General features: G+C 52.7%; 17 protein-coding genes and 1 riboswitch. Of the genes, 9 read left to right on the top strand and 8 right to left on the bottom strand.

Annotated elements, in window-relative coordinates; translation table 11 throughout:
- Window positions 1-85 precede the first annotated feature (85 nt).
- From metH to foxA, 3 genes are all read left to right on the top strand, one after another.
- Entirely contained in the window at window positions 86-3,769 is a 3,684-nt protein-coding gene (metH, locus tag EH207_RS15075) for a methionine synthase (protein ID WP_137714736.1), read from the top strand.
- Window positions 3,770-3,989: 220 nt separating this feature from the next.
- Window positions 3,990-4,946: a helix-turn-helix transcriptional regulator gene (locus EH207_RS15070; protein ID WP_137715377.1), complete on the top strand. Its 957-nt coding sequence runs from the start codon at window positions 3,990-3,992 to the stop codon at window positions 4,944-4,946.
- Between the two features lie 161 nt (window positions 4,947-5,107).
- Complete coding sequence (foxA, locus tag EH207_RS15065; RefSeq protein WP_137714735.1) at window positions 5,108-7,219, top strand: ferrioxamine B receptor FoxA; 2,112 nt, start codon at window positions 5,108-5,110, stop codon at window positions 7,217-7,219.
- 86 nt (window positions 7,220-7,305) lie between these two features.
- On the opposite strand, the gene EH207_RS15060 is transcribed toward foxA, so the two are convergent.
- The gene (locus EH207_RS15060; RefSeq protein ID WP_137714734.1) at window positions 7,306-8,760 is read right to left on the bottom strand and encodes a DASS family sodium-coupled anion symporter; all 1,455 of its coding nucleotides are present in this window, start codon (window positions 8,758-8,760) and stop codon (window positions 7,306-7,308) included.
- Between the two features lie 292 nt (window positions 8,761-9,052).
- On the opposite strand from EH207_RS15060, the gene EH207_RS15055 reads away from it, so the two are divergent.
- Complete coding sequence (locus tag EH207_RS15055) at window positions 9,053-10,699, top strand: Na/Pi cotransporter family protein (RefSeq protein ID WP_137714733.1); 1,647 nt, start codon at window positions 9,053-9,055, stop codon at window positions 10,697-10,699.
- Window positions 10,700-10,772: 73 nt separating this feature from the next.
- Here the strand turns inward: EH207_RS15055 and lysC are convergent, their stop codons facing one another.
- Complete coding sequence (gene lysC / locus EH207_RS15050; protein WP_137714732.1) at window positions 10,773-12,149, bottom strand: lysine-sensitive aspartokinase 3; 1,377 nt, start codon at window positions 12,147-12,149, stop codon at window positions 10,773-10,775.
- A 122-nt stretch (window positions 12,150-12,271) separates the two neighbouring features.
- A riboswitch (Lysine riboswitch) is annotated at window positions 12,272-12,466 on the bottom strand.
- A 169-nt stretch (window positions 12,467-12,635) separates the two neighbouring features.
- Between lysC and pgi the strand changes: the two genes are divergently transcribed.
- Together pgi and EH207_RS15040 are read left to right on the top strand one after the other, a co-directional pair.
- The gene (pgi, locus tag EH207_RS15045; RefSeq protein WP_137714731.1) at window positions 12,636-14,285 is read left to right on the top strand and encodes a glucose-6-phosphate isomerase; all 1,650 of its coding nucleotides are present in this window, start codon (window positions 12,636-12,638) and stop codon (window positions 14,283-14,285) included.
- Window positions 14,286-14,325: 40 nt separating this feature from the next.
- The gene (locus EH207_RS15040; RefSeq protein ID WP_137714730.1) at window positions 14,326-14,670 is read left to right on the top strand and encodes a DUF4156 domain-containing protein; all 345 of its coding nucleotides are present in this window, start codon (window positions 14,326-14,328) and stop codon (window positions 14,668-14,670) included.
- Window positions 14,671-14,752: 82 nt separating this feature from the next.
- Here EH207_RS15040 and epmB read toward each other — a convergent pair whose 3' ends face one another.
- Window positions 14,753-15,802 (bottom strand): EF-P beta-lysylation protein EpmB, encoded by a 1,050-nt coding sequence (gene epmB, locus EH207_RS15035; protein WP_137714729.1) that lies wholly within the window; start codon window positions 15,800-15,802, stop codon window positions 14,753-14,755.
- A gap of 39 nt (window positions 15,803-15,841) precedes the next feature.
- On the opposite strand from epmB, the gene efp reads away from it, so the two are divergent.
- Both efp and EH207_RS15025 read left to right on the top strand, forming a co-directional pair.
- Entirely contained in the window at window positions 15,842-16,408 is a 567-nt protein-coding gene (gene efp, locus EH207_RS15030) for an elongation factor P (protein ID WP_137714728.1), read from the top strand.
- Window positions 16,409-16,589: 181 nt separating this feature from the next.
- Complete coding sequence (locus tag EH207_RS15025) at window positions 16,590-16,721, top strand: entericidin A/B family lipoprotein (protein ID WP_137714727.1); 132 nt, start codon at window positions 16,590-16,592, stop codon at window positions 16,719-16,721.
- A 326-nt stretch (window positions 16,722-17,047) separates the two neighbouring features.
- Here the strand turns inward: EH207_RS15025 and frdD are convergent, their stop codons facing one another.
- The 4 genes from frdD to frdA are packed head-to-tail and all read right to left on the bottom strand — an operon-like array spanning window position 17,048 to window position 20,351.
- Window positions 17,048-17,404 (bottom strand): fumarate reductase subunit FrdD, encoded by a 357-nt coding sequence (frdD, locus tag EH207_RS15020; protein WP_137714726.1) that lies wholly within the window; start codon window positions 17,402-17,404, stop codon window positions 17,048-17,050.
- A 14-nt stretch (window positions 17,405-17,418) separates the two neighbouring features.
- Window positions 17,419-17,814, bottom strand: coding sequence for a fumarate reductase subunit FrdC (gene frdC, locus EH207_RS15015; RefSeq protein WP_137714725.1), 396 nt, complete (start codon window positions 17,812-17,814; stop codon window positions 17,419-17,421).
- A gap of 13 nt (window positions 17,815-17,827) precedes the next feature.
- A complete protein-coding gene (locus tag EH207_RS15010; RefSeq protein WP_137714724.1) occupies window positions 17,828-18,562 on the bottom strand; it encodes a succinate dehydrogenase/fumarate reductase iron-sulfur subunit in 735 nt (244 codons plus the stop codon).
- A complete protein-coding gene (gene frdA / locus EH207_RS15005; RefSeq protein WP_137714723.1) occupies window positions 18,555-20,351 on the bottom strand; it encodes a fumarate reductase (quinol) flavoprotein subunit in 1,797 nt (598 codons plus the stop codon). Before frdA ends, EH207_RS15010 begins: the two co-directional genes overlap by 8 nt.
- A 501-nt stretch (window positions 20,352-20,852) precedes the next feature.
- Here frdA and epmA point away from each other — a divergent pair.
- Window positions 20,853-21,830 carry an elongation factor P--(R)-beta-lysine ligase gene (gene epmA / locus EH207_RS15000; protein ID WP_137714722.1) on the top strand — a complete coding sequence of 326 codons (978 nt, stop codon included), beginning with the start codon at window positions 20,853-20,855 and terminating at the stop codon, window positions 21,828-21,830.
- Window positions 21,831-21,890: 60 nt separating this feature from the next.
- On the opposite strand, the gene mscM is transcribed toward epmA, so the two are convergent.
- Entirely contained in the window at window positions 21,891-25,220 is a 3,330-nt protein-coding gene (gene mscM, locus EH207_RS14995) for a miniconductance mechanosensitive channel MscM (RefSeq protein ID WP_137714721.1), read from the bottom strand.
- Between the last annotated feature and the right edge of the window lie 21 nt (window positions 25,221-25,241).

Below are 25,241 nucleotides of genomic sequence, written 5' to 3'. Positions count from 1 at the left end.
ACCATGTCAGCAGATTCGCAACGTATGTTAGGATAAATAAGCGCTCGCATTGGCGAGCTGTGTATCGGCTGGGTATGAGGTTCAAGTGATTAATCGGGTGGACGAATTGCGCCGTCACTTAGCGCAACGCATTATGGTGCTGGATGGCGGTATGGGAACCATGATCCAGAGCTACCGCTTGCAAGAGGAAGACTATCGTGGTGAGCGCTTTGCCGACTGGCCGAGCGACTTAAAAGGCAATAACGATCTTCTGGTATTAACTAAACCGCAGGTGATTACGGAAATCCATGATGCTTACCTGAAAGCTGGCGCTGATATTCTCGAAACCAATACCTTCAATGCCACGATGATCGCGATGGCGGATTATTCGATGCAGTCGTTGTCGGCGGAGATTAACACGACGGCGGCGAAACTGGCCCGAGCCTGTGCCGACAAATGGAGCGCGCTGACGCCGGATAAACCGCGTTATGTCGCAGGCGTGCTGGGTCCGACCAATCGAACCGCGTCGATCTCCCCGGATGTGAACGATCCCGCCTTTCGTAATGTCAGCTTTGATCAACTGGTGGATGCCTACCGCGAATCAACCCGCGCGCTGATCGAAGGCGGGGTGGATTTGATCATGATCGAAACCATCTTCGATACCCTGAATGCCAAAGCCGCAATATTTGCGGTTGAAAGCGAATTCGACGCATTGGGGGTCGAACTACCTGTGATGATTTCCGGCACCATCACCGATGCGTCCGGGCGAACCTTGTCCGGTCAGACCACAGAGGCGTTCTACAACTCACTGCGTCATTGCCGCCCGCTCTCTTTTGGTCTGAACTGTGCGTTGGGGCCGGATGAGTTGCGGCAGTATGTTGCTGAACTGTCACGCATCGCTGAATGCTATGTGACGGCGCATCCGAACGCAGGATTGCCTAATGCGTTTGGCGAGTATGATCTGGATGCGGCTGATATGGCGAAGCATATCAGCGAATGGGCGCGCGCCGGTTTCCTGAATATCGTTGGCGGCTGCTGTGGCTCAACGCCGGAACACATTGCGGCCATCGCCAGGGTTGTCGAGGGCGTCGCGCCAAGAAAACTACCGGAAATACCGGTTGCCTGCCGGCTTGCGGGTCTTGAACCGCTGAATATTGACGCCGGTACGTTGTTTGTCAATGTGGGCGAACGCACCAACGTGACGGGCTCTGCTCGCTTCAAACGGCTGATTAAAGAAGAAAAATATAATGAAGCGCTGGATGTCGCCCGTCAGCAGGTGGAAAGCGGCGCTCAAATCATCGACATCAACATGGATGAAGGCATGCTGGATGCCGAAGCCGCGATGATCCGTTTTCTGAACCTGATTGCCGGTGAACCCGATATCGCCCGCGTGCCGATCATGATTGACTCCTCGAAATGGGCCGTCATCGAGCAGGGGCTGAAATGTATTCAGGGTAAAGGTATCGTCAACTCGATTTCCATGAAGGAAGGGGTTGAGGCTTTTATGCACCACGCCAAACTGGTCCGGCGTTATGGCGCGGCCGTGGTGGTGATGGCGTTTGATGAGGTCGGGCAGGCGGATACCCGCGCCCGGAAAATTGAAATTTGCCGTCGAGCCTACCAGATTCTGACCGAAGAGGTGGGTTTCCCGCCGGAAGACATTATTTTCGACCCGAATATTTTTGCCGTCGCTACCGGGATTGAAGAGCACAACAACTATGCGGTGGATTTCATCGAGGCCTGCGCGGATATCAAGGCCCAGTTGCCCCATGCGATGATCTCCGGCGGGGTTTCCAACGTCTCGTTCTCCTTTCGCGGCAACGATCTGGTGCGTGAGGCGATCCACGCCGTCTTCCTTTACCATGCGATCCGCAACGGTATGGATATGGGGATCGTGAACGCGGGACAGTTGGCGATCTATGACGATCTTCCGACTGAACTGCGTGACGCCGTTGAGGATGTGGTCCTTAACCGCCGCGATGACGCCACTGAACGTATGCTCGATCTGGCCGAGAAATATCGTGGCAGCAAGGCAGGAGACGAAAGCAATAAACCGCAGGCTGAATGGCGGGGCTGGGAGGTTAATAAACGCCTGGAATACTCCCTGGTCAAAGGTATTACCGAGTTTATCGAACTGGATACCGAAGAGGCCCGCCGGCAGGCGGCACGCCCCATCGAAGTGATCGAAGGCCCTTTGATGGACGGTATGAATGTGGTCGGTGATTTGTTTGGCGCCGGGAAAATGTTTTTGCCGCAGGTGGTGAAATCTGCGCGCGTCATGAAGCAGGCGGTGGCTTATCTTGAACCTTACATTGAAGCCAGTAAAGCCAAAGGCAGCACCGCTGGCAAGGTACTGCTGGCGACAGTGAAAGGGGATGTGCACGATATCGGCAAGAACATTGTCGGCGTGGTATTGCAGTGTAATAACTACGAGATTATCGATCTTGGCGTGATGGTGCCGACGGATAAGATCCTGAAGACCGCGCGCGAAGAGAAGGTGGATATCATTGGTCTATCCGGTCTGATCACGCCTTCGCTGGATGAAATGGTTAACGTGGCGAAAGAAATGGAACGACAGGGCTTTACCCTGCCGCTGATGATTGGCGGCGCGACGACATCCAAAGCGCACACCGCGGTGAAGATTGAGCAGAACTACAGCGGGCCGACAGTCTATGTGCAGAATGCTTCCCGCACGGTGGGGGTGGTTTCCGCGCTGCTGTCCGCTGCCCAGTATGATAATTTCGTGGCCCGGACTCGCAAGGAATACGAAACGGTGCGTATTCAGCACGCCCGTAAGAAACCCAGAACGCCGCCGATTACGCTAGAGGCCGCCCGTGACAACGCTGCCGCACTGCATTGGGAAAGCTATACGCCGCCGGTTGCTCATCGTTTAGGGGTACAAGCGGTCACCGCCAGCATCGAAACGCTGCGTCATTATATTGACTGGACGCCCTTCTTCATGACGTGGTCGCTGGCGGGGAAATACCCGCGCATTCTGGAAGATGAGGTGGTGGGAGAAGAGGCGAAACGTTTGTTTGCCGATGCTAACACCATGCTGGACGATCTCTGCGCCGGTGGTTTGCTGAATCCTCGTGGTGTGGTCGGGCTGTTCCCAGCCAACCGGGTGGGGGATGATGTGGAGATCTATACGGATGAGCGGCGTAATGAGGTCCGGTTAGTCAGCCACCACTTGCGTCAGCAAACGCAAAAAACGGATTTCCCAAATTATTGTCTGGCCGATTTTGTCGCGCCAAAGTCCAGCGGCAAGCCAGATTATCTTGGGGCATTCGCGGTGACGGGCGGTCTGGAAGAGGGGGTGCTGGCCGACCAATGGGAGGCCCGGCATGATGATTATAATAAGATTATGGTGAAAGCGCTGTCAGACCGACTGGCGGAGGCGTTTGCCGAGTATCTGCACGAATGGGTGCGCAAAGTCTATTGGGGTTATGCGGCGTATGAAAACCTCGGTAACGACGAGCTTATCCGCGAAAGCTATCAGGGCATCCGCCCGGCACCCGGCTATCCGGCCTGCCCCGATCATACCGAAAAAGCGCAGATCTGGCGGTTGTTAGATGTTGAGAAACATACTGGTATGAAACTCACGGAATCGTATGCCATGTGGCCGGGGGCATCGGTATCCGGCTGGTACTTCAGCCATCCTGACAGCAAGTATTTTGCCGTGGCTCAGCTACAGCGCGATCAAATCGAGGACTACGCCAAACGTAAAGGTATGAATATCAGTGATATAGAGCGCTGGTTGGCGCCAAATCTGGGGTATGACGCAGATTGAATCTGCGCCTGACAGATGATGTCCGGGTACAGAGGGCAGCTGCGTTTGAGCGCCCGGCGTCAGAGGCGGCGTCTCGCTTGAGAATGGTTATCACTCTTATTGATGCTCGGAGGCGCTGATGATATGGTGATCCTGTTATTCATTTCTCTGGTAACGGTTTCTCCAGATTGATCAGGCCTGACGTTTGATACGAAACATGATGAACGCACACTCTCCCGCGATGTTGAAACGCCAATTTTCGATAGAGGATTTTTTTGATTTTGGTGAACGCTATGGGATTCGCTACCATTTTCCCGCGCTGGCAGGGAGCTGTGATCGTTATAAAGAAAAACGTCCTGTCGTTCAGGGAAACATTGAAGAGATGGTGCTGTCATCCGGCATTTGTCTGACGAATTCCAACGTGCAGGTTTTGCAACCCTATGAATCCACCTCGTTGCACTGCTCTCCGCTTTACACGTTGATTGTTCTTGAAGGCCGAGTGGTGATTCGGCTGAATAACCGTGAGGTTATCGTACAATCAGGGATGGCGTTTAGTACCCGGCTCGGCGAGCAACTGGTGATGAATGCCAGTCATCTGGCGGATGAACACCTCAAGACGTTAACGCTCGGCATCAATCCTGCCAGTTTCCGGCCCCAGCCGCTGATTTCCGCTTTGCTGCATGAATGGGAATGCGGAGAAAGCCCGGCATTTGTGTGGCAGGTGCCGGGCCATCTCCTGTCCGGTCTGCAATACGCGCTAGAAAGTAAGGCGTCCGGTATATCGCGCCAGTTTATGCTGGAAGGCGTCATGTTACAGCTTCTGGGGTATGGGCTGTCAGCGGAGCCGCTGGCGCTGGAGCGCGGCTGCCTGCTGTCTCCCGGTGAACAAAACCGGCTGGAGCATGTTCGTCAGTTATTACAGCAACAGCCGGAAAAAGCCTACACATTGCAGGAATTAGCGCAAACCGCCGCCATGAGCCCCAGTAGCCTGAGAACCAAGTTCCGCCAGACTTATGGCCACGCCGTGTTCGATTATCTGCGGGATTGCCGGCTGGAGCTGGCCCGCCGCTATCTGGAGCAGGGCTACAGCGTTCAGCAGGCAGCCTGGATGTCCGGCTATCAGCACGCCACCAATTTCGCCACCGCGTTTCGGCGGCGCTACGGTTTCGCACCGAGCGTGGTACGACTCCCTATCTGAGGACGATTCGTTCTTCTCTCTGGATGGCTTTTCTCTCAAAAGTTCCCGGCGCTGAGCACTTTTGTCATTGCTCATACGTAAGCTGTCATTGCGCATAGCCATGATGTCCGCAAAAACGGTAATAATTCTTATTTACAACAAAATGTCTTGCGGAGATTGTCATGTTCAGAAAAACGCGGCTGGCGCTGGTGGTTGGGTTTATAGCGGGCGGCTTTAGCGGATCGACGATGGCGGAGGAGGAGACGGCCTCGCCGTCCTCTGCCAAAAACGATACGATCGTGGTTGCCTCGCAAACACAAAGCGGTGCGACCAAGCTGGCTACGCCGGATATTGAAACACCGCAGGCGGTTTCTATCGTAACGCGCGATCAGATTCAGGAGCAAGGCGCGATCAGCGTACGACAAGCCGTGAGCTATACGCCCGGCGTGTTCAGCAACCAGATCGGGGCGTCCAACCGCTTTGACTATATGGTGCTGCGCGGTTTTTCTGACGGCAGTCTGGATAATGTCTATCTCGACGGTCTGAAAATGATGGGGGATACCAATTCCCACAGTTCTCTGGTTGTCGATCCCTGGTTTCTGGACAGCATTGAAGTGGTAAGAGGCCCGGCGTCCGTGCTGTATGGGCGTGCTTCCCCGGGCGGGATTGTCGCGTTGAATTCCCGTCAACCCTCGTTTGAGCGTAGCGGACAGATCAAACTGTTCGCCGGAAATAACGCACAGCGCGGCGCGGCGTTTGATGTCACCGGGCCATTGGATGACGACGACCGTCTGGCGTTTCGCCTCAGTGGTATGACGCGATACGCAGATACCCAGTTCGGACCGCTGAAAGAGGCGCGTTATGCCATCGCCCCCAGTCTGACATGGCGTATTTCCGATAAGACCCGGTTGGATCTGATGGCTTATCTACATCGCGATCCGGAAGGCGGCAGTCATTCAGGTCTACCGTATGAAGGAACGGTGGTTGCCCATAACGGTCTGAAAATCTCTAACAACTTCTTCGAAGGCGAAGAGGATAACGAGAAATATGACCGTAAGCAAAATATGGTGGGATACAACTTCGAGCACGGTTTTGATAACGGCTGGTCGGTGCGTCAGAAATTGCGTTACCTGCGAACTAAAGTTCATTTGGATCAGGTTTACGCCTACGGCTGGAGTACGGGCAACACGTTGAATCGCTATTTTTCCGGTGCGCGTGAGACGCTTTCTGCGCTAACGCTGGATAACCAGCTTGATGGCAGCTTTGATACGGGCGCGGTGAACCACCGTCTGCTGGTGGGGATAGACTATCAGCAACGCCATAATGATGTGGACTGGCCTTCAGGCGAATTCCCTGGAATTGATGCATTCAACCCCGTTTACGGCGCCTTGCCGACGGCCATGTATGCCTCAACGCTTGAGAAACATAAGCTGCAACAAACGGGCATCTACCTACAGGATCAGATGAGCTGGGATCGCTGGCGTTTCACGCTGGGCGGCCGCGAGGATCGGGTGAAAGTGACCAATATCAGTAAGAATGGGGGTTCACGCAGCGAACTGGATAAGGATAATTTTAGTTCACGTGCCGCCTTACTCTATTTATTTGATTCTGGCTTTGCTCCTTACGTCAGCTATTCCACCGCCTTCACGCCGACCAGTTTTGTTGGAGAGGATGGCAAGGTGCTTGAACCGATGGAAGGCAAACAGTGGGAAGCCGGGGTGAAATATCAGCCGGAAGGTTCGCAAAACCAGTACAGTATGTCGGTATTCCGCATCAACCAGAGGAATGTGGCAACCAAGAATCAGCCGACCGATCCGTATCGTTCCGTGGGTGAAATCGAATCCGAAGGAGTGGAACTGGAAGCCGTTAGCTATCTTACCGACAATCTGCGACTGCAAGCCGCGTATACCTATACGGATATTCGTTATAAGAAAAGCGATGATGCGAGCGAACAGGGAAATCGCGCGGTTTACGCCCCCCGCAATCAGGCCAGCGCCTGGGCCAGTTATGACGTGAAAAGCGGCCCGCTGGACGGTTTGACTATCGGGACGGGCGTACGTTATGTCAATGGGATAACCACCGATCGCGCCAATACTTACAGGCTGCCTTCTTACACGCTGGTGGATATGGCGGTAGGTTATGACCTGTCGAAAGTCGGTTTGAACGGATTGAGCGCGCAACTTAACGTAAATAACCTGACGGATAAACGTTACGTTGCGGCCTGTAACTCACTGGAGTTCTGCTACTTTGGCGCCGAGCGCAGCATTGTAGGCAGCGTGTCTTATTCATTCTGACGCCATTTTTTTAAATCGATAAAACTCATCAGGCCAGAGGTTATCCCGGCCTGATTTTTTTTTACACGTATTGCGCCTCCGGTTTTTTAATACAAGCCAATCGCTTTCCACCACAGCAAACCGGCGCCCATAAAAATCGCCTGATTGACGAGGCTAATCACGAAGCCCGTCCGCCACCAGACGGCTGTGGGGACATAGCCGGCACCAAACAGGATCGGGCCGCGAGCATGCGTATACTGCGTCAACGAGCAGTACAGGCTACTGGTGAAAGCCAGCATGAATGCCATAGGGACGGCTGGGATGTTCAGGTTAATCCCCACGCCGAGGAACACGGCAAACAGCGCGGCAATTTGCGCGTTGCCGCTGGCAAAGAAATAGTGGGTATAAAAGTAGGCGGCATTGAGCAGCAACAGCACCAGCACCCAGCTTGTGCCTTGCATCATGTGGCCGATACTGTTACCGATTAAGTCGCCAAACCAACTGGTAAAACCCAGTTTTTTCAACTGATTCGCCATCATCAGCAACGCGGCGAACCAGATCAGCGTATCCCATGCCCCTTTTTCACTCTTCACATCTTCCCAACTGAGGACACCGGTCAACAGCAGGAAGGACAGGCCCACGAAAGAAGCGGTGGTCGCATCAACCCCTAAATGTTCGCCGAAAATCCACAGAACCAGCAACAGGATAACCGTGAAAGCCATTAGCCACTCACCGCGGGTCATGCGCCCCATTTTTTCCAGCTCGCTGACCGCCAGTTTGGGCGCGTCGGGCGTATGTCGAATTTCCGGTTTGGTCAGCCAGTAAACAAACAAGGGAACAACGCTTAACGAGATCAGGCAAGGAACCAGCGCGGCAAGGAACCAACTGCCCCAGGTGATGGTGACTCCGGCGTTCGCGGCCAGCTTTACCGCCAGCAGGTTACCGGTATAGGCGGTCATGAACATGGATGCGGTAACGTCATTGACGTTACCGATACAGGTGATCAGGAATGTTCCGATTTTACTGCGTGAGGCGTCATCTGGTTTTGAATCAAAGCTGCGCGATAACGAATCCGCGATAGGATAGATAATACCGCCGCAGCGTGCGGTATTGCTTGGCATGGCCGGCGACAGCACCAAATCGGCAAAGGCCAGGCCGTACGCCAGGCCAAGCGTACGCTTACCTAGCAGACGGATCATTTGTAACGCGATACGGCGACCAAGGCCGGTTTTGATAAAGCCGCGAGCGATCATAAACGCCACGACGATCAGCCAGATCAGTGAACTGTTCAGATCGCTGAGTGCGGTTTGTATCGCGCCCGTCGCGGTGGTATCACCTGCCGCATATGTCAGGGCAAACAGCGTTATGCTGATAATACCGATGGCGCCAATGGGAAGAACATTGGCAACAATACAAACAATGGTAGCAACAAAAATGAGGGTCGAATGCCAGGCGGCCTGGCTCAGTCCTGTGGGGGGAGTAAATTGCCAAAGAACGCTGGCGATAGCCAAAATGATGACAAGCGGAAGCCAATTGAGGCCATATGATGTTTGGGTCTTCATCCATTTTCCTTACAGCTTAAGAGGTGTCTGGAGCTCGGTTATTTCCATAACCAATTATGGTTACAGGAGGTGAGAAAGCATAGCGTTTGTCATCTGACCAGAAAAAAGAAACAGACCTCTTATTGATTTAGGTTCTATTTTGTAAATATTGTCATTTTATTAATTATTTGTACTGAATCATGTCAGCAGATTTGTTCCACTCAAAGCTGGCCGGACATTTCAGGCGGGAAACATTTGGTAATATGTTGATTACCGAATGTTTAATTTATATTTGCTTAGAGGTATTAACTTTGTGTTAACACTGCTGCATTTACTTTCTGCAATTGCGTTGCTGGTTTGGGGGACTCACATTGTTCGTACCGGCATCATGAGGATCTATGGCGCCAACTTACGGCGGGTACTGAGCGAAAGTATCGAGAAGAAGCCTCTGGCATTTATGGCGGGAATTGGTGTCACGGCGTTAGTGCAGAGCAGTAACGCCACTGCGTTGCTGACAACCTCCTTTGTCTCGCAGGGATTGGTGGCGTTGCCGCCGGCGCTGGTCATTATCCTCGGCGCGGATGTCGGTACTGCGCTGATGGTGAGGGTACTGACGTTCGATTTCTCCTGGCTTTCTCCGTTGCTGATTTTTCTGGGGGTGGTTCTTTTCCTCGGCCGCAAGCAGACGCGTATTGGTCAGATTGGCCGGGTGGCTATCGGACTCGGACTGATTCTGCTGGCGTTGGAAATGATTGTGGCGGCGGCCACGCCTATTACCCAGACCGCAGGGGTTAAAGTGCTTTTCTCGTCGCTAACCGGCGACACGTTGCTGGATGCGCTGATCGGCGCCCTGTTCGCGGTAGTGAGCTATTCCAGTCTGGCGGCGGTGTTATTGACCGCAACCTTGACGGCCAGCGGTGTGATTTCCCTGGAGGTGGCGATGTGTTTGGTCATCGGCGCCAATCTGGGCAGCGGGGTGCTGATCATGATCGGCTCCACGTCGCAGAATGCGGCGGGCCGGCGGGTAGCGTTGGGCAGTGTGCTGTTCAAGCTGATTGGCTGTCTGGTTGTGCTGCCCTTTGTCTCGCCCTTGTCTCACTGTCTTAAGCGGTTACCGCTCGCCCCGGAAGAGGTGGTAATTTACTTCCATCTTTTCTACAACCTTATTCGCTGCTTGATACTCATTCCGTTTACCGAGATGGTGGCCCGTTTGTCCTGCATGATGATCGCCGATTCGCCAGAGGTGGATATCCAGATGAAACCCCGGCATCTGGATACCAGTGCGTTGGATACGCCAGCACTGGCGCTGACGAATGCCGCGCGGGAAACCCTGCGTATCGGTGATGTGCTTGAGCAGATGCTGCGGCTTTACCGGAAAGTTTTGCAGGGCGACCCTATGCAGCGGCGGGAGATTCGGCGGCTGAACGACGATGTCGATGTGCTCTATACCGCAACCAAGCTCTATCTGGCGCAGATCCGAAAAGATGATCTGGATGAACGGGATTCCCGACGCTGGGCCGAAATGATCGAAATGGCGCTGAATCTTGAGCAGGCGGGCGATATCATCGAGCGTATGGCGGATGAAGTCGCCGATAACGCGTCCAGAGTGCGTCGTGCTTTTTCTTCTCAGGGGTTGGAGGAGTTAAATCATTTGCACGAACAATTGCTGGCAAACCTACGGCTTGGATTGGCGGTGTTTCTTTCTGAAGATATCGCCAGCGCCAAACGTCTGCGCCGCGCCAAACACCGTTTCCGCATTCTGAAGCGACGTTATGCCCATGCTCACGTTGATCGATTGCATCAGCAGAATGTGCAAAGCCTGGAAACCAGCTCACTGCATTTGGGCTTGCTGGGCGATATGAACCGGTTGAATTCGCTCTTTTGCGCGGTGGCTTATAACGGGCTGCTCTTGTCGCATGATGGAGATGACGAGCGTGAGGAGATGCCGCTGACGTTGTAATGATTGTTGAGGGTTAAACAAATGGGAAAATGTTTCCCCATTTGTTTAAGACGCACAGTGAGCGCGAGGCTTGTTACTCGAACAGGCTGTGATGCAAGGTTTGCACGACGCGCTCGGCATCATTGCCGGGAACGAGAAAACACAGGTTATTGCTGCTGGCGCCGTAGCAAATCAAACGGATATTGAACGGCTCCAGTACGCCAAAAACTTCTTTACCCACGCCACAAGCCTGCGACAGTTTGTTGCCGATAAGCGCGACCAGCGACAGGTTTTCTTCCACTTCCACCCGGCACAGTGAAGACAGTTCGGTCAGCAAGGCGCTGGACAGCAGGCTATCCCCCGTTGACGTAGAGCCGGTGGTATCCAGGGTCAGGGCCACATTGACTTCTGATGTGGTAATCAAGTCCACGGAAATATTATGACGGGCGAGGATGCTGAATACTTCGGCCAGAAAACCGCGTGCATGCAGCATATTCAGGCTATGCAGGGTGAGCAGGGTTTGTTTGCGACGCAGCGCCAACGCACGGAATAACGGGAGGTTTTCGGTTTTATTGCACACGAGCGTGCCGCCTGCGGCCGGATCTTTACTGGAGCCGACAAACACCGGAATATCACTGCGGACGGCAGGCAAGAGTGTCGCCGGATGCAGGACTTTCGCACCGAACGTTGCCATTTCCGCGGCCTCTTCAAACATAATTTCGTCAATACGTTTTGCCGCCGGCACCACGCGCGGATCGGTGGTGTAGATGCCGGGAACATCCGTCCAGATATCGATGCGGCTGGCGTTCAAGGCTTCTCCCAGCAGCGCGGCGGTGTAATCGCTGCCGCCGCGCCCTAAAGTGGTGGTTCTGCCTTTGGCTTCGCTGCCGATAAAGCCCTGGGTGATGATTAACCCTTGTGCAAGACGTGGTTGCAACTGGCTGCGCGTCAGTTCGCCCAACGCCTGACAGTCGGGTTGCGCCCGGCCGAAATGATCGTCTGTACGCATGATCTTACGGACATCGAACCACTCCGCCGCCACATCACGCTGTCGCAGAACCTCAACGAACAGCAGAGTGGACATCACTTCGCCGTGACTGACCAGCTCATCCGTCAGGGCGTTGGACGTCGCCAGCGCAGCCGCTTCCGACAACGTGGAGATGTTTTCCAGCATCCGATCAATTTCATCCCGGATGACGTCAGGTTTTTCCAGACGATCGATAATGGCATATTGGATTTGACGAATCCTGGCCAGATGCCCAGTACGTTCTTCCTGACGCTGGCCTTCAGCCAGCGCGACCAGCAAGTTTGTCACACCTGCTGACGCTGACAGAACAACAACCCGTACCGCGGGGTTGGAAAGAACGACATCGGCGCTACGATTCATGGCGTCAAAATCGGCGACGCTGGTCCCGCCGAATTTGGCAATAACAATAGGATGCGCTGGTGCAACGACTTCAGTAGCAGACATTTAAAGAACCTCGTGTCAGGGGCGCGGTTGTTTCCGAGTGAACAACGGCAGTCCATTAATCAGCCTTGGCACAAGGGAAGAGCGGTAAGCAGGGAGCAGGCGTAGAAAGCGAAAACTACGATACACCCAGAAGCGCTCCACCTTGCTGAACGTCCTAATCAGGACGAACCGGGTGACAACCCAGGGGATTCAGCCCCTGCGGTCGATGATGTGCATACCGTATCGCACGTCATCTCGGCGTCGCTCCCCCTGGGGTATCATTATCGGATTACGGCTCCTCCGATACCCTACCTGGGCAACGCTCCTCTTCTGGCTTGCACACTGAATGTGCAAGTACGGCATTAGAAATAACGGGTAATTTTGCTGCTGTCAATAAGCAAAAGTGGGTGAGGGGCATTTAGCAAGAAAAGGGATCTCAATCGGCGTTTTACGGGATACAATCGGTTTAGTAACTTTTGAATTCAAACTGAGAGAGAACGAGTCGTTATGCAAAATATCAATCCAAGTCAGACTGCCGCGTGGCGGGCGCTGCAACAGCATTTTAAAGTGATTAAAGACCTGAAAATCAGTGAATTATTTGCACAGGACGACGAGCGTTTCACCCGTTTTTCCGCAACATTTGACGATCAGATTCTGGTGGATTACTCCAAAAACCGCATTACCGGTGAAACGCTGGAAAAACTCCAGGCGCTGGCGCGGGAAACGGATTTGGCCGGATCGATCAATGCTATGTTTTCCGGTGAAAAAATCAACCGGACGGAAGGGCGGGCCGTGCTGCATGTTGCGCTACGTAACCGCAGTAATACCCCGATTCTGGTCGATGGCCAGGATGTAATGCCGGAAGTGAACGCGGTGCTGGAAAAGATGAAACAGTTCAGCGAGCGCGTTATTGGCGGAGACTGGAAAGGATTTACCGGTAAAACGATAACCGATGTTGTGAATATTGGTATCGGTGGCTCCGATCTGGGGCCGTACATGGTGACCGAAGCGATGAAGCCCTATAAAAATCATTTGAATATGCATTTTGTCTCCAATGTGGATGGCACGCATATCGCAGAGACGCTCAAGCCGCTGAATCCTGAAACCACGTTGTTTCTGGTGGCGTCCAAGACCTTCACCACGCAGGAAACCATGACCAACGCACATAGCGCCCGTGAGTGGTTTCTGAAAACGGCGCAGGACGACAAGCATGTCGCAAAACACTTTGCAGCCTTGTCGACCAATGCGAAAGCCGTCAGCGAATTCGGCATCGATACCGACAATATGTTCGAGTTCTGGGACTGGGTCGGCGGACGTTATTCACTGTGGTCGGCCATTGGCTTGTCGATCGCTCTTTCACTGGGATTTGATCACTTCGAGCAACTGCTGAGTGGTGCTCACGCCATGGATAAACATTTCGCTTCAACGCCGGCGGAACAAAACCTGCCGGTATTACTGGCGCTGATCGGGATTTGGTACAACAATTTCTTCGGTGCGGAAACGGAAGCGATTTTGCCTTACGACCAATATATGCACCGTTTTGCCGCTTATTTCCAACAGGGGAATATGGAATCCAACGGGAAATATGTCGATCGCAACGGTAATCCGGTGGATTATCAGACCGGCCCAATTATCTGGGGGGAGCCGGGCACCAATGGTCAGCATGCGTTTTACCAGCTAATTCATCAGGGAACAAAACTGGTTCCCTGCGACTTCATCGCACCGGCATTGAGTCATAATCCGCTGGGCGATCACCACAGCAAACTGTTGTCCAACTTCTTCGCGCAAACTGAAGCGCTGGCATTCGGTAAGCGCCGTGACGTGGTCGACGCGGAATTTGCCGCAGCGGGTAAAACAGCGGAAGACATTCAGCATGTGGCGCCTTTTAAAGTCTTTGAAGGTAACCGTCCAACCAACTCGATTCTGCTGCGTGAGATGACGCCTTTTAGCCTGGGCGCACTAATCGCGCTTTATGAACACAAAATCTTTACTCAGGGCGCGATTCTGAACATCTTCACGTTCGATCAGTGGGGAGTGGAATTGGGTAAACAACTGGCTAACCGTATTTTACCGGAGCTGGAAGACGCAGCAGAGGTGACCAGCCATGACAGTTCAACCAATGGCCTGATTAACCGCTTCAAAAAATGGCGTGCCTGATTTATCTAATCGTTTATTTTTCAATTACATGGAGGGGAAAATGCAGATTCGCAAGTTACTGGCTATCTCTGCGGTCGTCTTGCTTGCCGGCTGTAATACAACCAATCAGCTCAGTGCCGCGGGACAGGCTGTCTCGTTTACGGATACCAAACCGGGGGATGAGTGTCAGTTACTGGGGCAGGCCAGCGGTAGCCAGTCTAACTGGTTATCCGGCAATGAAAGCGATGGCAGCTCAATGCGCGGTGCGGCGAACGATTTGCGTAATAAAGCCGCGGCGATGGGAGGAAATACCCTTTATGGCGTGACCAGCCCAAGTGAAACCTTCTGGTCAAGCTTCGCACCGCTGGACAGCGAGATGGTTGGCACCGTGTATAAGTGCCCCTAAGCGAGCGCTATTTTCCCTGACGGGAGCGTGTACTCAAAATACATAACCTGGCGAATGCACTCTGTGAATTCGCCGGTTCTTTTTACGCAAAGGGGCTGTCGTCCTGAGTTTGCCTGAGTCTCAGATCCAGCGGCGTTTTGCTGTCTTCGCCGCCGATTTCTCGCGCCAGACGGGGAACCAGATAGCCAGACACTTTTTTCATCAGTGATTTGACCAGCGAGCGGGCTTCATCGTCACTGACCAGAAAATGTGCCGCACCCTGCACTTTATCCAGCACATGGAGATAGTAGGGCAGTATACCTGCATCAAACAGCCTATTGCTCAGGTCTGCCAGCGTGTCCGAATTATCGTTCACCCCACGCAGCAAAACACTCTGATTCAGCAGGGTGACGCCTGCGCGACGCAAACGGGCCATACTTTGTATTACATCAGCATCAATCTCCTGCGGATGATTAATATGCGTGACCAGCAGAATCTGAAGTGATGTTTGTGATAACCGCTGGCACAACGTATCGGTAATCCGCGCCGGGATCACCACGGGCAAGCGTGTATGGATACGCAGCCGCTTCAGATGCGGTATGTTTTCCAGTTTGGCGATCAGCCAGTCAAGCTCATGGTCTTTCGCCATCAGTGGATCGCCGCCGGAGAAAATGATTTCATCCAGTTCGGTATGTGCCTGGATATAGTCCAACGCCTGGCGCCAGTTTGTCTTGTTTCCCTGATTGTCCTGATAGGGGAAATGCCGGCGAAAACAGTAGCGGCAGTTGACCGCACAGCCGCCTTTTACCAGCAGCAGCGCACGGGTGTGGTATTTGTGCAGTAATCCCGGAACGACGCTATGCTGTTCATCCAGCGGATCGCGGCTGAAACCCGGCGTGGCGATGAATTCTTCGCGTGAGGTAAGCACTTGGAGTAAAAGCGGGTCGTTCGCGTTGCCTTTTTGCATGCGTGCCGCGAATGCGCGGGGAACACGCAACGGGAAAAGTCGACGGGCATCATCGCCTTGCCGGAGTTTGGCGTTGTCACTCAGCGCCAAAAGTTGCAGTAATTCTTCCGGATCGGTAATTACGTCCGCAAGTTGCTGCAACCAATCTTCTCTGGAGGGTATATTTAGGGTTACAATGTTTGCCATTTTTTGGCTTAGTACCAGTATCAAATGTAGAGGGCCTTTATGGCGACTTATTTTAGCAACGATTTCCGTTCCGGTCTTAAAATCATGTTCGAGGGCGAGCCTTATGCCGTCGAATCAAGTGAGTTCGTCAAACCGGGTAAAGGTCAGGCTTTCGCACGCGTGAAAATGCGTCGTCTGCTGACGGGCAAGCTGATCGAAAAAACATTCAAATCCACTGATTCTGCCGAAGGTGCGGATGTTGTCGATATGAACCTGACTTACCTGTACAACGACGGTGAGTTCTGGCATTTCATGAATAACGAAACGTTCGAACAATTGGCTGCGGATGAAAAAGCAGTTGGCGATAACGCCAAATGGCTGCTTGATCAGGCCGAATGCATCGTGACGCTGTGGAACGGTCAGCCGATTTCCGTGACGCCGCCGAATTTTGTTGAACTGGAAATTACTGATACCGATCCCGGTCTGAAAGGTGATACTGCCGGTACTGGCGGTAAACCTGCGACGCTGAACACTGGCGCGGTAGTAAAAGTGCCGTTGTTTGTGCAAATTGGCGAAGTGATTAAAGTGGATACCCGTTCTGGCGAGTATGTATCTCGCGTTAAATAATTTAATTCTTTTTAAAACCGCCGCAATTATTCTGCCCACGAAAGTCGGACCGTTTAACGCAGGCGGTTTTTTCTTATTTGGACAGACCGGTTTGCATTAAGCATAAAAAATGCCACAGATATGGCCAATATTGACTACGCTTAAAGAGACGTTTTTTCTTATCACTAAGAAGGAATTACCTATGTTGAAGAAAAGTCTTGCCGTTATTCTTTCTGTGCTGATTCTATCTGCCGTAGCTGGGTGTAACACGACTCGCGGTGTCGGGCAGGATGTTGAGGCCGGTGGGGAAGCAATACAGCGTAGTACGCAGTAAGCAGGAAAAGGTTTTCCCATGAGGGAAGCGCCGTAATGGCTTTCCTCTGGTTGGCGATTTTAAAAGGCATATTCTGAATGGACTGTATTATAAACAGGTTATTTATAATTCTTCTTTGATTGATATTCCGTTTTTCTCATCCCGGTCTGATTATTAATTTCTGAGCTTTTTAACCCTTCACTTAATTATGTTTTCCAGTCTAGCCGACTTAGCAGTCATATAAATTAATCAATTAACCGGGAAACTATCAAGCGTTCAGCGGCCTTTGCTTGTTTGGATAAAAAACGGCCTGCGTAGAGGCAGGCCGTTAACGACGGGTAACGTCATTACAGCGTGACAACGCCAATGATCGTCACGATGCTCAAAATTGCCGCCAGACCGTAGAATACCCATTTCCCGGCAGGGATATGAATTTTCAAATCGTGCATGGCATGGTGAAGACGGTGCAAGCCACACCAGATTGGCAAGGTAATCATCAGCAACAGGAAAACACGGCCGATAAAGCTTTGGCTGAATGTGGCGATGCGCTCATAAGTCAGCGCGTTCGGGAACAGGCCTAGCGGCAACAGTACACCAACCAGCAGGATAATGACGGGAGCGAAAAATGCGCTCCACATACCACCGGCGCCGAACAAACCCCAGAAAGGGGGTTCGTCGGAACGTTTTGGCGTTTGATTAATCATGTTATTCCTCCTGATCAGAATAGTAAGGCGATAGCCAGTACCGCTAGCGTTACTACAATGGTGACAGCCCAGAGCCCCTTAATGATTGGCTCCGGCCCCATTTTCTCGTCATTTATCACGATGATGGATGCTTTCGGCGCCAGCTCAAACCAGGTTTTGGTATGCAGCACGGCAGCCAGCAACGCAATGATGTTGACAAGCAACACCAATGGGTTTTGCAGGAATTCAACAAAGCGCGCCCAGCTTTCCGGGCCATTTTTGAGTGAGAATACGCCATACAATAATATGATGCTGAACCAGACGGCAGGTAAGGCCGTCCCTTCGCGCAACATATAAAAGCGATAGAATCCCAGTTTCTTCCACCAGGTTGGCGACATGTCACGGACATACGCTTTACGTTTGGATGTCATTATTGCCCCTCCCTTATTGTGGTTTCAGCATGGCAATCATAAAGTCTTTAGCACTTTCAACCTTGCCTTGTTGGATTGCAGCGGCCGGATCGACATGCTTAGGACAAACCTCCGAGCAGTAACCCACAAAGGTACAACTCCATACCCCGTTATTACCGTTCAACTGCGCCATACGCTCTTTTTTACCGTTATCGCGGTTGTCCAGATTGTATCGGTGAGCCAGTGTGATCGCCGCCGGGCCAATGAATTCAGGATTCAGGCCAAACTGCGGACACGCGGCATAGCAAAGACCACAGTTGATACAGCCAGAGAACTGGTGGTATTTGGCCATCTGTGCCGGGGTTTGTTTGTTCGCGCCATCAGCCGGTTTACGATCGTTACCGATGATATAGGGCTTAATCGCTTCGAGACTTTCAATAAAGTGGGTCATGTCGACCACAAGATCGCGCTCAATGGGAAAGTTACCCAACGCTTCAACCTTTAGCCCGTCCTGATAATCACGCAGGAAGGTCTTGCAGGCCAGTTTGGGCACGTTGTTCACCATCATGCCGCATGAACCGCAGATTGCCATACGGCAGGACCAGCGGTAGGAGAGATCCGCCGCCAGGTTATCTTTGATATAACCCAGCGCGTCCAGCAAGGAGGTCTGCTTGTTGAACGGGACGTCAAACGTCTCGAAATGCGGCTCGCTGTCCTGTTCCGGGTTGTAGCGCATGACCTCCATTTTCAGGGTTTGCATCTCAGCCATTCGCCTGCTCCTTCTTGCTTTTATCCTGAGCATCGCCTTCGGCACCGTAAACGCGTTTGGCCGGCGGCAATTTGGTGATTTTCACATCGGAGTAATCCAGCCGGGGCGCCCCTTCGGGGTTATAAAAAGCCAGCGTGTGCTTCAGGAAATTAACATCATCACGCTCAGTGCAGCCTTCATCCAGACGTTGGTGGGCGCCTCGGGATTCTTTACGGTTAATGGCGGAGTGCGCCATACATTCCGCGACATCCAGACTGTGTCCCAACTCGATGGTATAAAGCAGGTCAGTATTGAATACGCTGGAATGGTCGGTAATTTTCACCCGCTTGAAGCGTTCTTTGAGTTCGGTCAGCTTGTCGACGGTTTTTTGCATTAGATCCGTTGTACGATAAATACCGCAGCCTTCTTCCATGGATAAGCCCATCTCATCACGGATTTTCGCCCAGCTTTCGGTGCCTTCCTGTTTCATCAGATCGTTCAGGCGTTGTTCCACATCGCGAGTTTGGGCATCGAGTGCGCGAGCGTTGGCTGGCGCGGCGGACTGCGAGCGTTGTACCGCGTGTTCGCCCGCCACGCGCCCAAATACCACCAGTTCCGCCAGCGAGTTGGAACCGAGGCGGTTGGCGCCGTGCAAACCGACAGAAGAACATTCGCCGACGGCAAACAGACCTTTGATGCGGGTTTCGCAGTTTTGATCGGTTTCGATCCCTCCCATGGTGTAGTGTGCGGTAGGTCGAATCGGAATCGGTTCTTTAACCGGGTCAACGCCAACATAGGCTTTCGCCAGTTCGCAGATGAACGGCAGGCGCTCTTTGAGTTTCTTCTCGCCGAGGTGACGCAAGTCAAGGTAGACCACGTCGCCTAGCGGAGTGGAAATGGTGCGTCCTGCCCGCCACTCATGCCAGAAAGCCTGAGAAACCTTGTCACGCGGACCCAGTTCCATGTATTTGTTTTTCGGCTCGCCCAGCGGTGTTTCAGGGCCCATACCGTAGTCTTGCAGATAACGGTAGCCGTCTTTGTTGACCATAATGCCGCCTTCACCACGACAGCCTTCCGTCATCAGAATACCGGAACCCGGCAGGCCGGTCGGGTGATACTGCACGAATTCCATGTCGCGCAAGGGTACGCCGTGGCGGAATGCCATGCCCATACCGTCACCGGTGACGATACCGCCATTGGTATTGTAGCGATACACCCGTCCTGCGCCGCCAGTGGCGAGAACCACGGCGTTTGCGCGGATCTGGATTAACGCGCCTTCCATCATATTGATGGCGACGACACCGCGTGCATGGCCGTCATCAACCAGCACGTCCAGAACAAAATGCTCATCGAAACGCTGAATTTGTGGGTATTTGAGGGAGGTTTGGAACAGCGTATGCAGCATATGGAAGCCGGTTTTATCGGCGGCAAACCAGGTTCGTTCTATTTTCATTCCGCCAAATCGACGAACGTTGACAGAACCATCTGGTTTACGGCTCCACGGGCAGCCCCATTGTTCCAGTTGGATCATTTCTTCGGGGCAGTGCTTGACGAAGTGTTCGACAACGTCTTGTTCACACAGCCAGTCGCCACCAGAAACGGTGTCGTTGAAATGATAATCAAAGCTATCGTGATCCTGAGTGACTGCTGCTGATCCGCCTTCTGCCGCCACGGTGTGGCTACGCATAGGGTAGACTTTCGAGATCAGCGCAATTTTCAGTTGGGGATTCGCTTCGGCGGCGGCAATCGCCGCGCGTAAGCCTGCACCCCCGGCCCCGATAATGGCCAAGTCGGCATTAAAGGTTTGCACTGCATTCCTCCAGTTACTTAAGTTAATTAAGTTAAAATAAAAAATAATATCTATTCATTTCTATCTTTTTATATCCGCATATATCTGCGAACGTTTTGTGCTTGTCACTGAATAAAAAATTGATTCGCAGGTATATGGGAATAGACATAACGCTATTTTTTGTATGGGATTGAGTATAACGAATTAGAGGTGGGTGAAATTTGATGTGATCCCGCATTTTGCAGTTTTTTCAGAGAGTATTGTAATAAGAGATAAAAACGTGATCGAAAGGCTCATTTTTATTAAAAGTGTGCTTTTATTTCTTTAATAACGCCTTTGCAGGCTTTATAGGAAAATGTTTCACTGGATATACCCGTCTCCTCTTTTTTCGCGTTGCAGGTGTGAGGGCTACCTCTGCTCGCCGCCGCGCCGATTTATTTTAAAATTTCCCTTAAAAAATTTTTGTTTGTCTGTGCAGGGACGAGTAGACTGCTCCACTTGTTTGACTTTGGAGTAACAACCATGAGCGAGACGGCAAGTTGGCAACCTAGTGCTTCTGTCGCTAATTTGTTGAAGCGAGCGTCGATAGTCGCAGTTATCCGGCGTTTCTTCACCGATCGTGGGGTACTGGAGGTTGAAACGCCGGCGATGAGCCAGGCGACGATAACGGATGCTTATTTATGCCCGTTTCAAACCCGCTTCATAGGGCCAGGTGCTGCTAACGGGATGACATTGTATTTGATGACCAGCCCTGAATATCACATGAAACGCCTGCTGGCCGCGGGCAGCGGTCCGATATTCCAGTTATGCCGCAGCTTTCGTAACGAAGAGTCAGGTAGACACCACAATCCAGAATTCACCATGCTGGAATGGTATCGACCGCATTACGATATGTACCGGCTGATGAATGAAGTCGACGATTTACTACAGCAGGTGCTGGATTGCGAAAGCGCGGAAATGCTTTCGTATCAACAGGCTTTCTTGCGCCATCTGGAAATTGATCCGCTGACTGTGGACAAAGCTCAACTGCGTGAAGCGGCGGAAAAGCTGGGGCTGGGCGATATCGCCAGCCGTGAAGACGATCGTGATGCGCTGGTACAAATGCTGTTTACCTTTGGTGTAGAGCCGAATATCGGCCGCGACAAACCGGCGTTTGTTTACCATTTCCCGACAACCCAAGCTTCGCTGGCTGAAATCAGTAGCGAGGATAATCGGGTTGCCGAACGTTTTGAAGTCTATTTCAAAGGCATTGAACTGGCGAACGGTTTCCGCGAACTGACCGACAGCGATGAACAGCGTCAGCGCTTCGAGCAGGATAACCGCAAGCGCGCAGCGCGCGGTTTGCCTCAACTACCGATTGATGAAAACCTGCTGGCCGCGTTGGAGCATGGCATTCCCGAATGCGCAGGCGTGGCGTTGGGCGTCGATCGCCTGATTATGCTGGCGTTAAACGCGGAAAAACTGAGTGACGTGATGGCGTTTTCGGTCGAGCGCGCCTGAACTTTCTGCGCGGAAAAGCGGGAGTGGTCTTGCTGTTCCCGCCTTAATCCTTCCTTCATATTATAAACTGCCTGTCGTTCGGTTACTGGATGTCAGGGTGTTCCCTTTACGCGATAGGTTATCCATGCGTACCTGGAATGGCGGGAAGGGCAACGCCATGTTGTGTTTACGGTAATTTTCCAGAATCAACTGGTGCAGTTCATGGCGTAATGGCATGCGGTGAATCATTTCCGCGGCAAAAATACGCAGCTCAAAAATTTGAATACCTTGCTGCAAATCGACCAGAAAGACTTCCGGCGGTGGATTTTCCAATATCAGCGAGCAGCGCCTGACTGCATCCATCAGTAAATCGGTGACCTCTTTGCTGTTCGCTTCGGCAGGGGCCGGAACCGTCAACACCACGCGCGTTACGGAATCCGACAGTGACCAGTTGATAAATTGCTCGGTAATAAAGGCTTTGTTCGGCACGATAATCTCTTTGCGGTCCCAATCGGAAATAGTGGTCGCGCGCGTATTGATGCGCATGACGCTTCCGGTGAGGTCGCGGATCGTGACGGTATCGCCGATACGTATCGGTTTTTCAAACAGGATAATCAGGCCGGAAATGAAGTTGGCGAAGATTTCCTGCAAACCAAACCCTAATCCCACACCCAGCGCCGCAACCAGCCATTGCAGTTTGGACCACTCAATCCCGATAAGTGAGAAACCCATCAGGCAACCAATCAACATCAGAACATATTTGCTGATGGTGGTGATGGCGTAACCGCTGCCCGGCGATAAATTCAAATGCTGCAACAGCGCCAGTTCCAGTAACGCCGGCAGGTTACGCACCAACTGGGCGGTAATCACAAAAATCAGCACGGCAATTAAGACGGAGCCCAGCGTAATCGGCTGAACGCTTTCCACGCCTTTTACCGTGCTGCTGACATCCCACAGACTGATATTTTCCAGGAACGCAAACGCGGAATGAATTTCAGACCACAACACGATAACGGAAACCAGTGCGATAAGGGTCAGAATGGAGCGAACCAGTTGCAGGGATTTGGCGCTGATCGTATCCAGATCCACCACGGGTTCTTCGATCGCTTCTGAATTGCCTTCGTGCGTTGAACCCGGCAGCGTTTCCTCTTCGCCACGGGCCCGCTGCGCCAAAATTTCCGAACGACGCTGCTTGGCACGGTCAAAGGCGATGCGCCGCCGTTGAATGAGCATCCACCGGCGGATGATGTGGTAAATAACCAACAGGAAAAACCAGATCGACACTGACTTTTCCAGACGTACCAACAGCGCCTGCGCCGTTGCCAGATAGCCGATGCAGGATGCTAATGCGGCAGCCAGAGGAACGCATATCAGCAGGTTCCACATGGCGCGATTGAGCGAATTTTCTCCTGACCCCTCTTTGTCCAGATAAAGTGGGATACCGGCACGTTTAAGACTGTTGGTCACCAGACTCAGCGCCATACAGAGCAGGATAAAACATAAACGTCCCAGCGTACTGGAAAACTCGCGATCGTTCAGCTTATCGAAAGTAATCAGCGCCATAATTAACGGCACAATAAACGCGATGGAAAGGCGGTAATAGCGCATTGCCCTGGCCACTCGATCAGGCGACCAGCGAAAGTGAACAATAAACAGCCCCTGAGGATGTGCGAATGACGCGCTGATCATCACCAGCCACATTAAAGGAACGGTGGCGGTAACGCTGTCGCCAATCGCCACCGCGACCGGGTAAGGCCAGGCATTTTGCAAACCATAGCCCAGCGCGGCCCAGAGCACCGGCAGGGGCAGCGCCGTCAGGATTGACCAGAAAACGGTACGCAGCGTCAACATGAAGTGGTCGAGCGTGACTTTACCCACCCGACTGCTGGCGCGTTCCAGAAATGCCAGGTAGTGGCGACGGGAACTGATACTGAATCCCACCAGTAACAGGGCACCCAGCAGCGGGATGACGGTTTCACGGCTGGTCACCATCATGATCATGGCGTTGCTGAGTTGGGTAAAGGTATCCAAAGACAGCAGGCGCGTCAGATCACGTGCCAGAGCCAGCGGATATGAGAAGGTGATCGGGTCAACGTCGGCCACCCAGAAAAGGTAGCGGTGGGCGGCTTCCTGCGTCTCTTTTAACGCGTCTTCCAACTGGTTATTGGCCACTTTGAGTTTGGTTAATTCCAAAATCTGGGTGTCGCAGCCGGAAATCAGCGAGGTCAGCAAATCGCGCTGGGTCCGCAACTGATCGGCCAGAATGCGTTGCTGCGCCGTGCTTAGTGGCGTGCCGTCATCCTGTTTGGCCTTCTCAACATCATGCGGCTTATTGATCAAATCTTCAAAATGCAGACGCTGCACCCGTAGCTGCGCCATATCGCTGTCCAGTAGCTGCGGCTTAGGCATTTCCGGTAGCCGTGAGAGCTGCGCACGTAAGGTTTCGCCCAAGACGGGCGAGACGCCAAGCCATTGCGCCTGTTCGCGGATAGTGCTTAGCGCCTGGCGGACCTGAAGCGTGTGCGTGGTGGCCTGACGCTGTTGAGAGGCGATCAGATCCATGCGTTGCGCTTGTTGATTCAGCGCAACCGAAAGTTCACGGTTAATCTTTAACTGGGCGCTGATCACGCCGGGCAAATCGCCGCCCTGTTCCGCCAGCAGTTCGGTTCGCTCCAGCACTTGTTCGGCTTCTTTTTGACGCTGGCTATTGATGCTGCTGCGTAACGCCTGTAGCTGAATATCCAGTCGGTCATGCCGTTTTTTATACAGTTCGGCGCGTAGTCGGGAGAGTTCCTGGCGATTGCTGGCTGATAGCTGCGCCAGTTCCAATTCGTCCACACGGCTTTTCCACATGCCGGCTTCGGCTTGTAACGCCGCCAACTGCGCCTGTGCCAGCGGGGTAGTTGGCGAACCGAGAGACTGGATACGGCGTTCCATGTCGTTCAGTGAACGACTGGCCTCGGTTTGCTGCTGGGGAAGCTGTCCGAGTGAATCACTGATTTCGCGTAACCGATCCTGTTCCTGCTGCAACTGGCGGCCTTGTTCCAGTAGCTGGCTGCTGATTTGCAGGATCTGCTGTTCAAGATCGTTAGTTGAAACGCTATCCGCGGTTGCGGTGGATGACAGTTTCTCTTCTTCCGCAGCCAACTGGCGGCGTAGTTCCTGAACCAGCTTGGGGAAATCATCAATAATACGTTGATACTGCGTCGCGCGTTCGCGCGACTCTTTGGCTTCCTGTGTCGTATTCAGCGCAGATTGCAGCTCTTCAACAATCTGCGTCTGATCGGCTGCGCCTTTATTGGACTCTGCCTGTTGCAGTTGCTGACGTAACTGCGTCTCGCTAGGGGCGGAGGCTGCCGACGCGATGGTTGATAATAAACAACTCAACAGAAAAGCCAGAATCAGACGCACGTTTAGTTTACCTTTCGCTCA

The sequence above is a fragment of the Brenneria rubrifaciens genome (assembly GCF_005484945.1).
Lineage (GTDB): Bacteria > Pseudomonadota > Gammaproteobacteria > Enterobacterales > Enterobacteriaceae > Brenneria > Brenneria rubrifaciens.
The sequence above is the reverse complement of the archived record's forward strand: the minus strand, read 5'-3'. Positions and strand labels throughout refer to the sequence as shown.

Excerpts from the sequence above, each read along its gene's own strand:
- frdD (WP_137714726.1), bottom strand. The coding sequence starts at position 17,404 with ATGATTAATCAAACGCCAAAACGTTCCGACGAACCCCCTTTCTGGGGT.
- EH207_RS15010 (WP_137714724.1), bottom strand. The coding sequence starts at position 18,562 with ATGGCTGAGATGCAAACCCTGAAAATGGAGGTCATGCGCTACAACCCG.
- EH207_RS15060 (WP_137714734.1), bottom strand. The coding sequence starts at position 8,760 with ATGAAGACCCAAACATCATATGGCCTCAATTGGCTTCCGCTTGTCATC.
- EH207_RS15040 (WP_137714730.1), top strand. The coding sequence starts at position 14,326 with ATGCAGATTCGCAAGTTACTGGCTATCTCTGCGGTCGTCTTGCTTGCC.
- epmB (WP_137714729.1), bottom strand. The coding sequence starts at position 15,802 with ATGGCAAACATTGTAACCCTAAATATACCCTCCAGAGAAGATTGGTTG.
- lysC (WP_137714732.1), bottom strand. The coding sequence starts at position 12,149 with ATGTCTGCTACTGAAGTCGTTGCACCAGCGCATCCTATTGTTATTGCC.
- pgi (WP_137714731.1), top strand. The coding sequence starts at position 12,636 with ATGCAAAATATCAATCCAAGTCAGACTGCCGCGTGGCGGGCGCTGCAA.
- frdC (WP_137714725.1), bottom strand. The coding sequence starts at position 17,814 with ATGACATCCAAACGTAAAGCGTATGTCCGTGACATGTCGCCAACCTGG.
- EH207_RS15070 (WP_137715377.1), top strand. The coding sequence starts at position 3,990 with ATGTTGAAACGCCAATTTTCGATAGAGGATTTTTTTGATTTTGGTGAA.
- efp (WP_137714728.1), top strand. The coding sequence starts at position 15,842 with ATGGCGACTTATTTTAGCAACGATTTCCGTTCCGGTCTTAAAATCATG.
- EH207_RS15025 (WP_137714727.1), top strand. The coding sequence starts at position 16,590 with ATGTTGAAGAAAAGTCTTGCCGTTATTCTTTCTGTGCTGATTCTATCT.
- epmA (WP_137714722.1), top strand. The coding sequence starts at position 20,853 with ATGAGCGAGACGGCAAGTTGGCAACCTAGTGCTTCTGTCGCTAATTTG.
- foxA (WP_137714735.1), top strand. The coding sequence starts at position 5,108 with ATGTTCAGAAAAACGCGGCTGGCGCTGGTGGTTGGGTTTATAGCGGGC.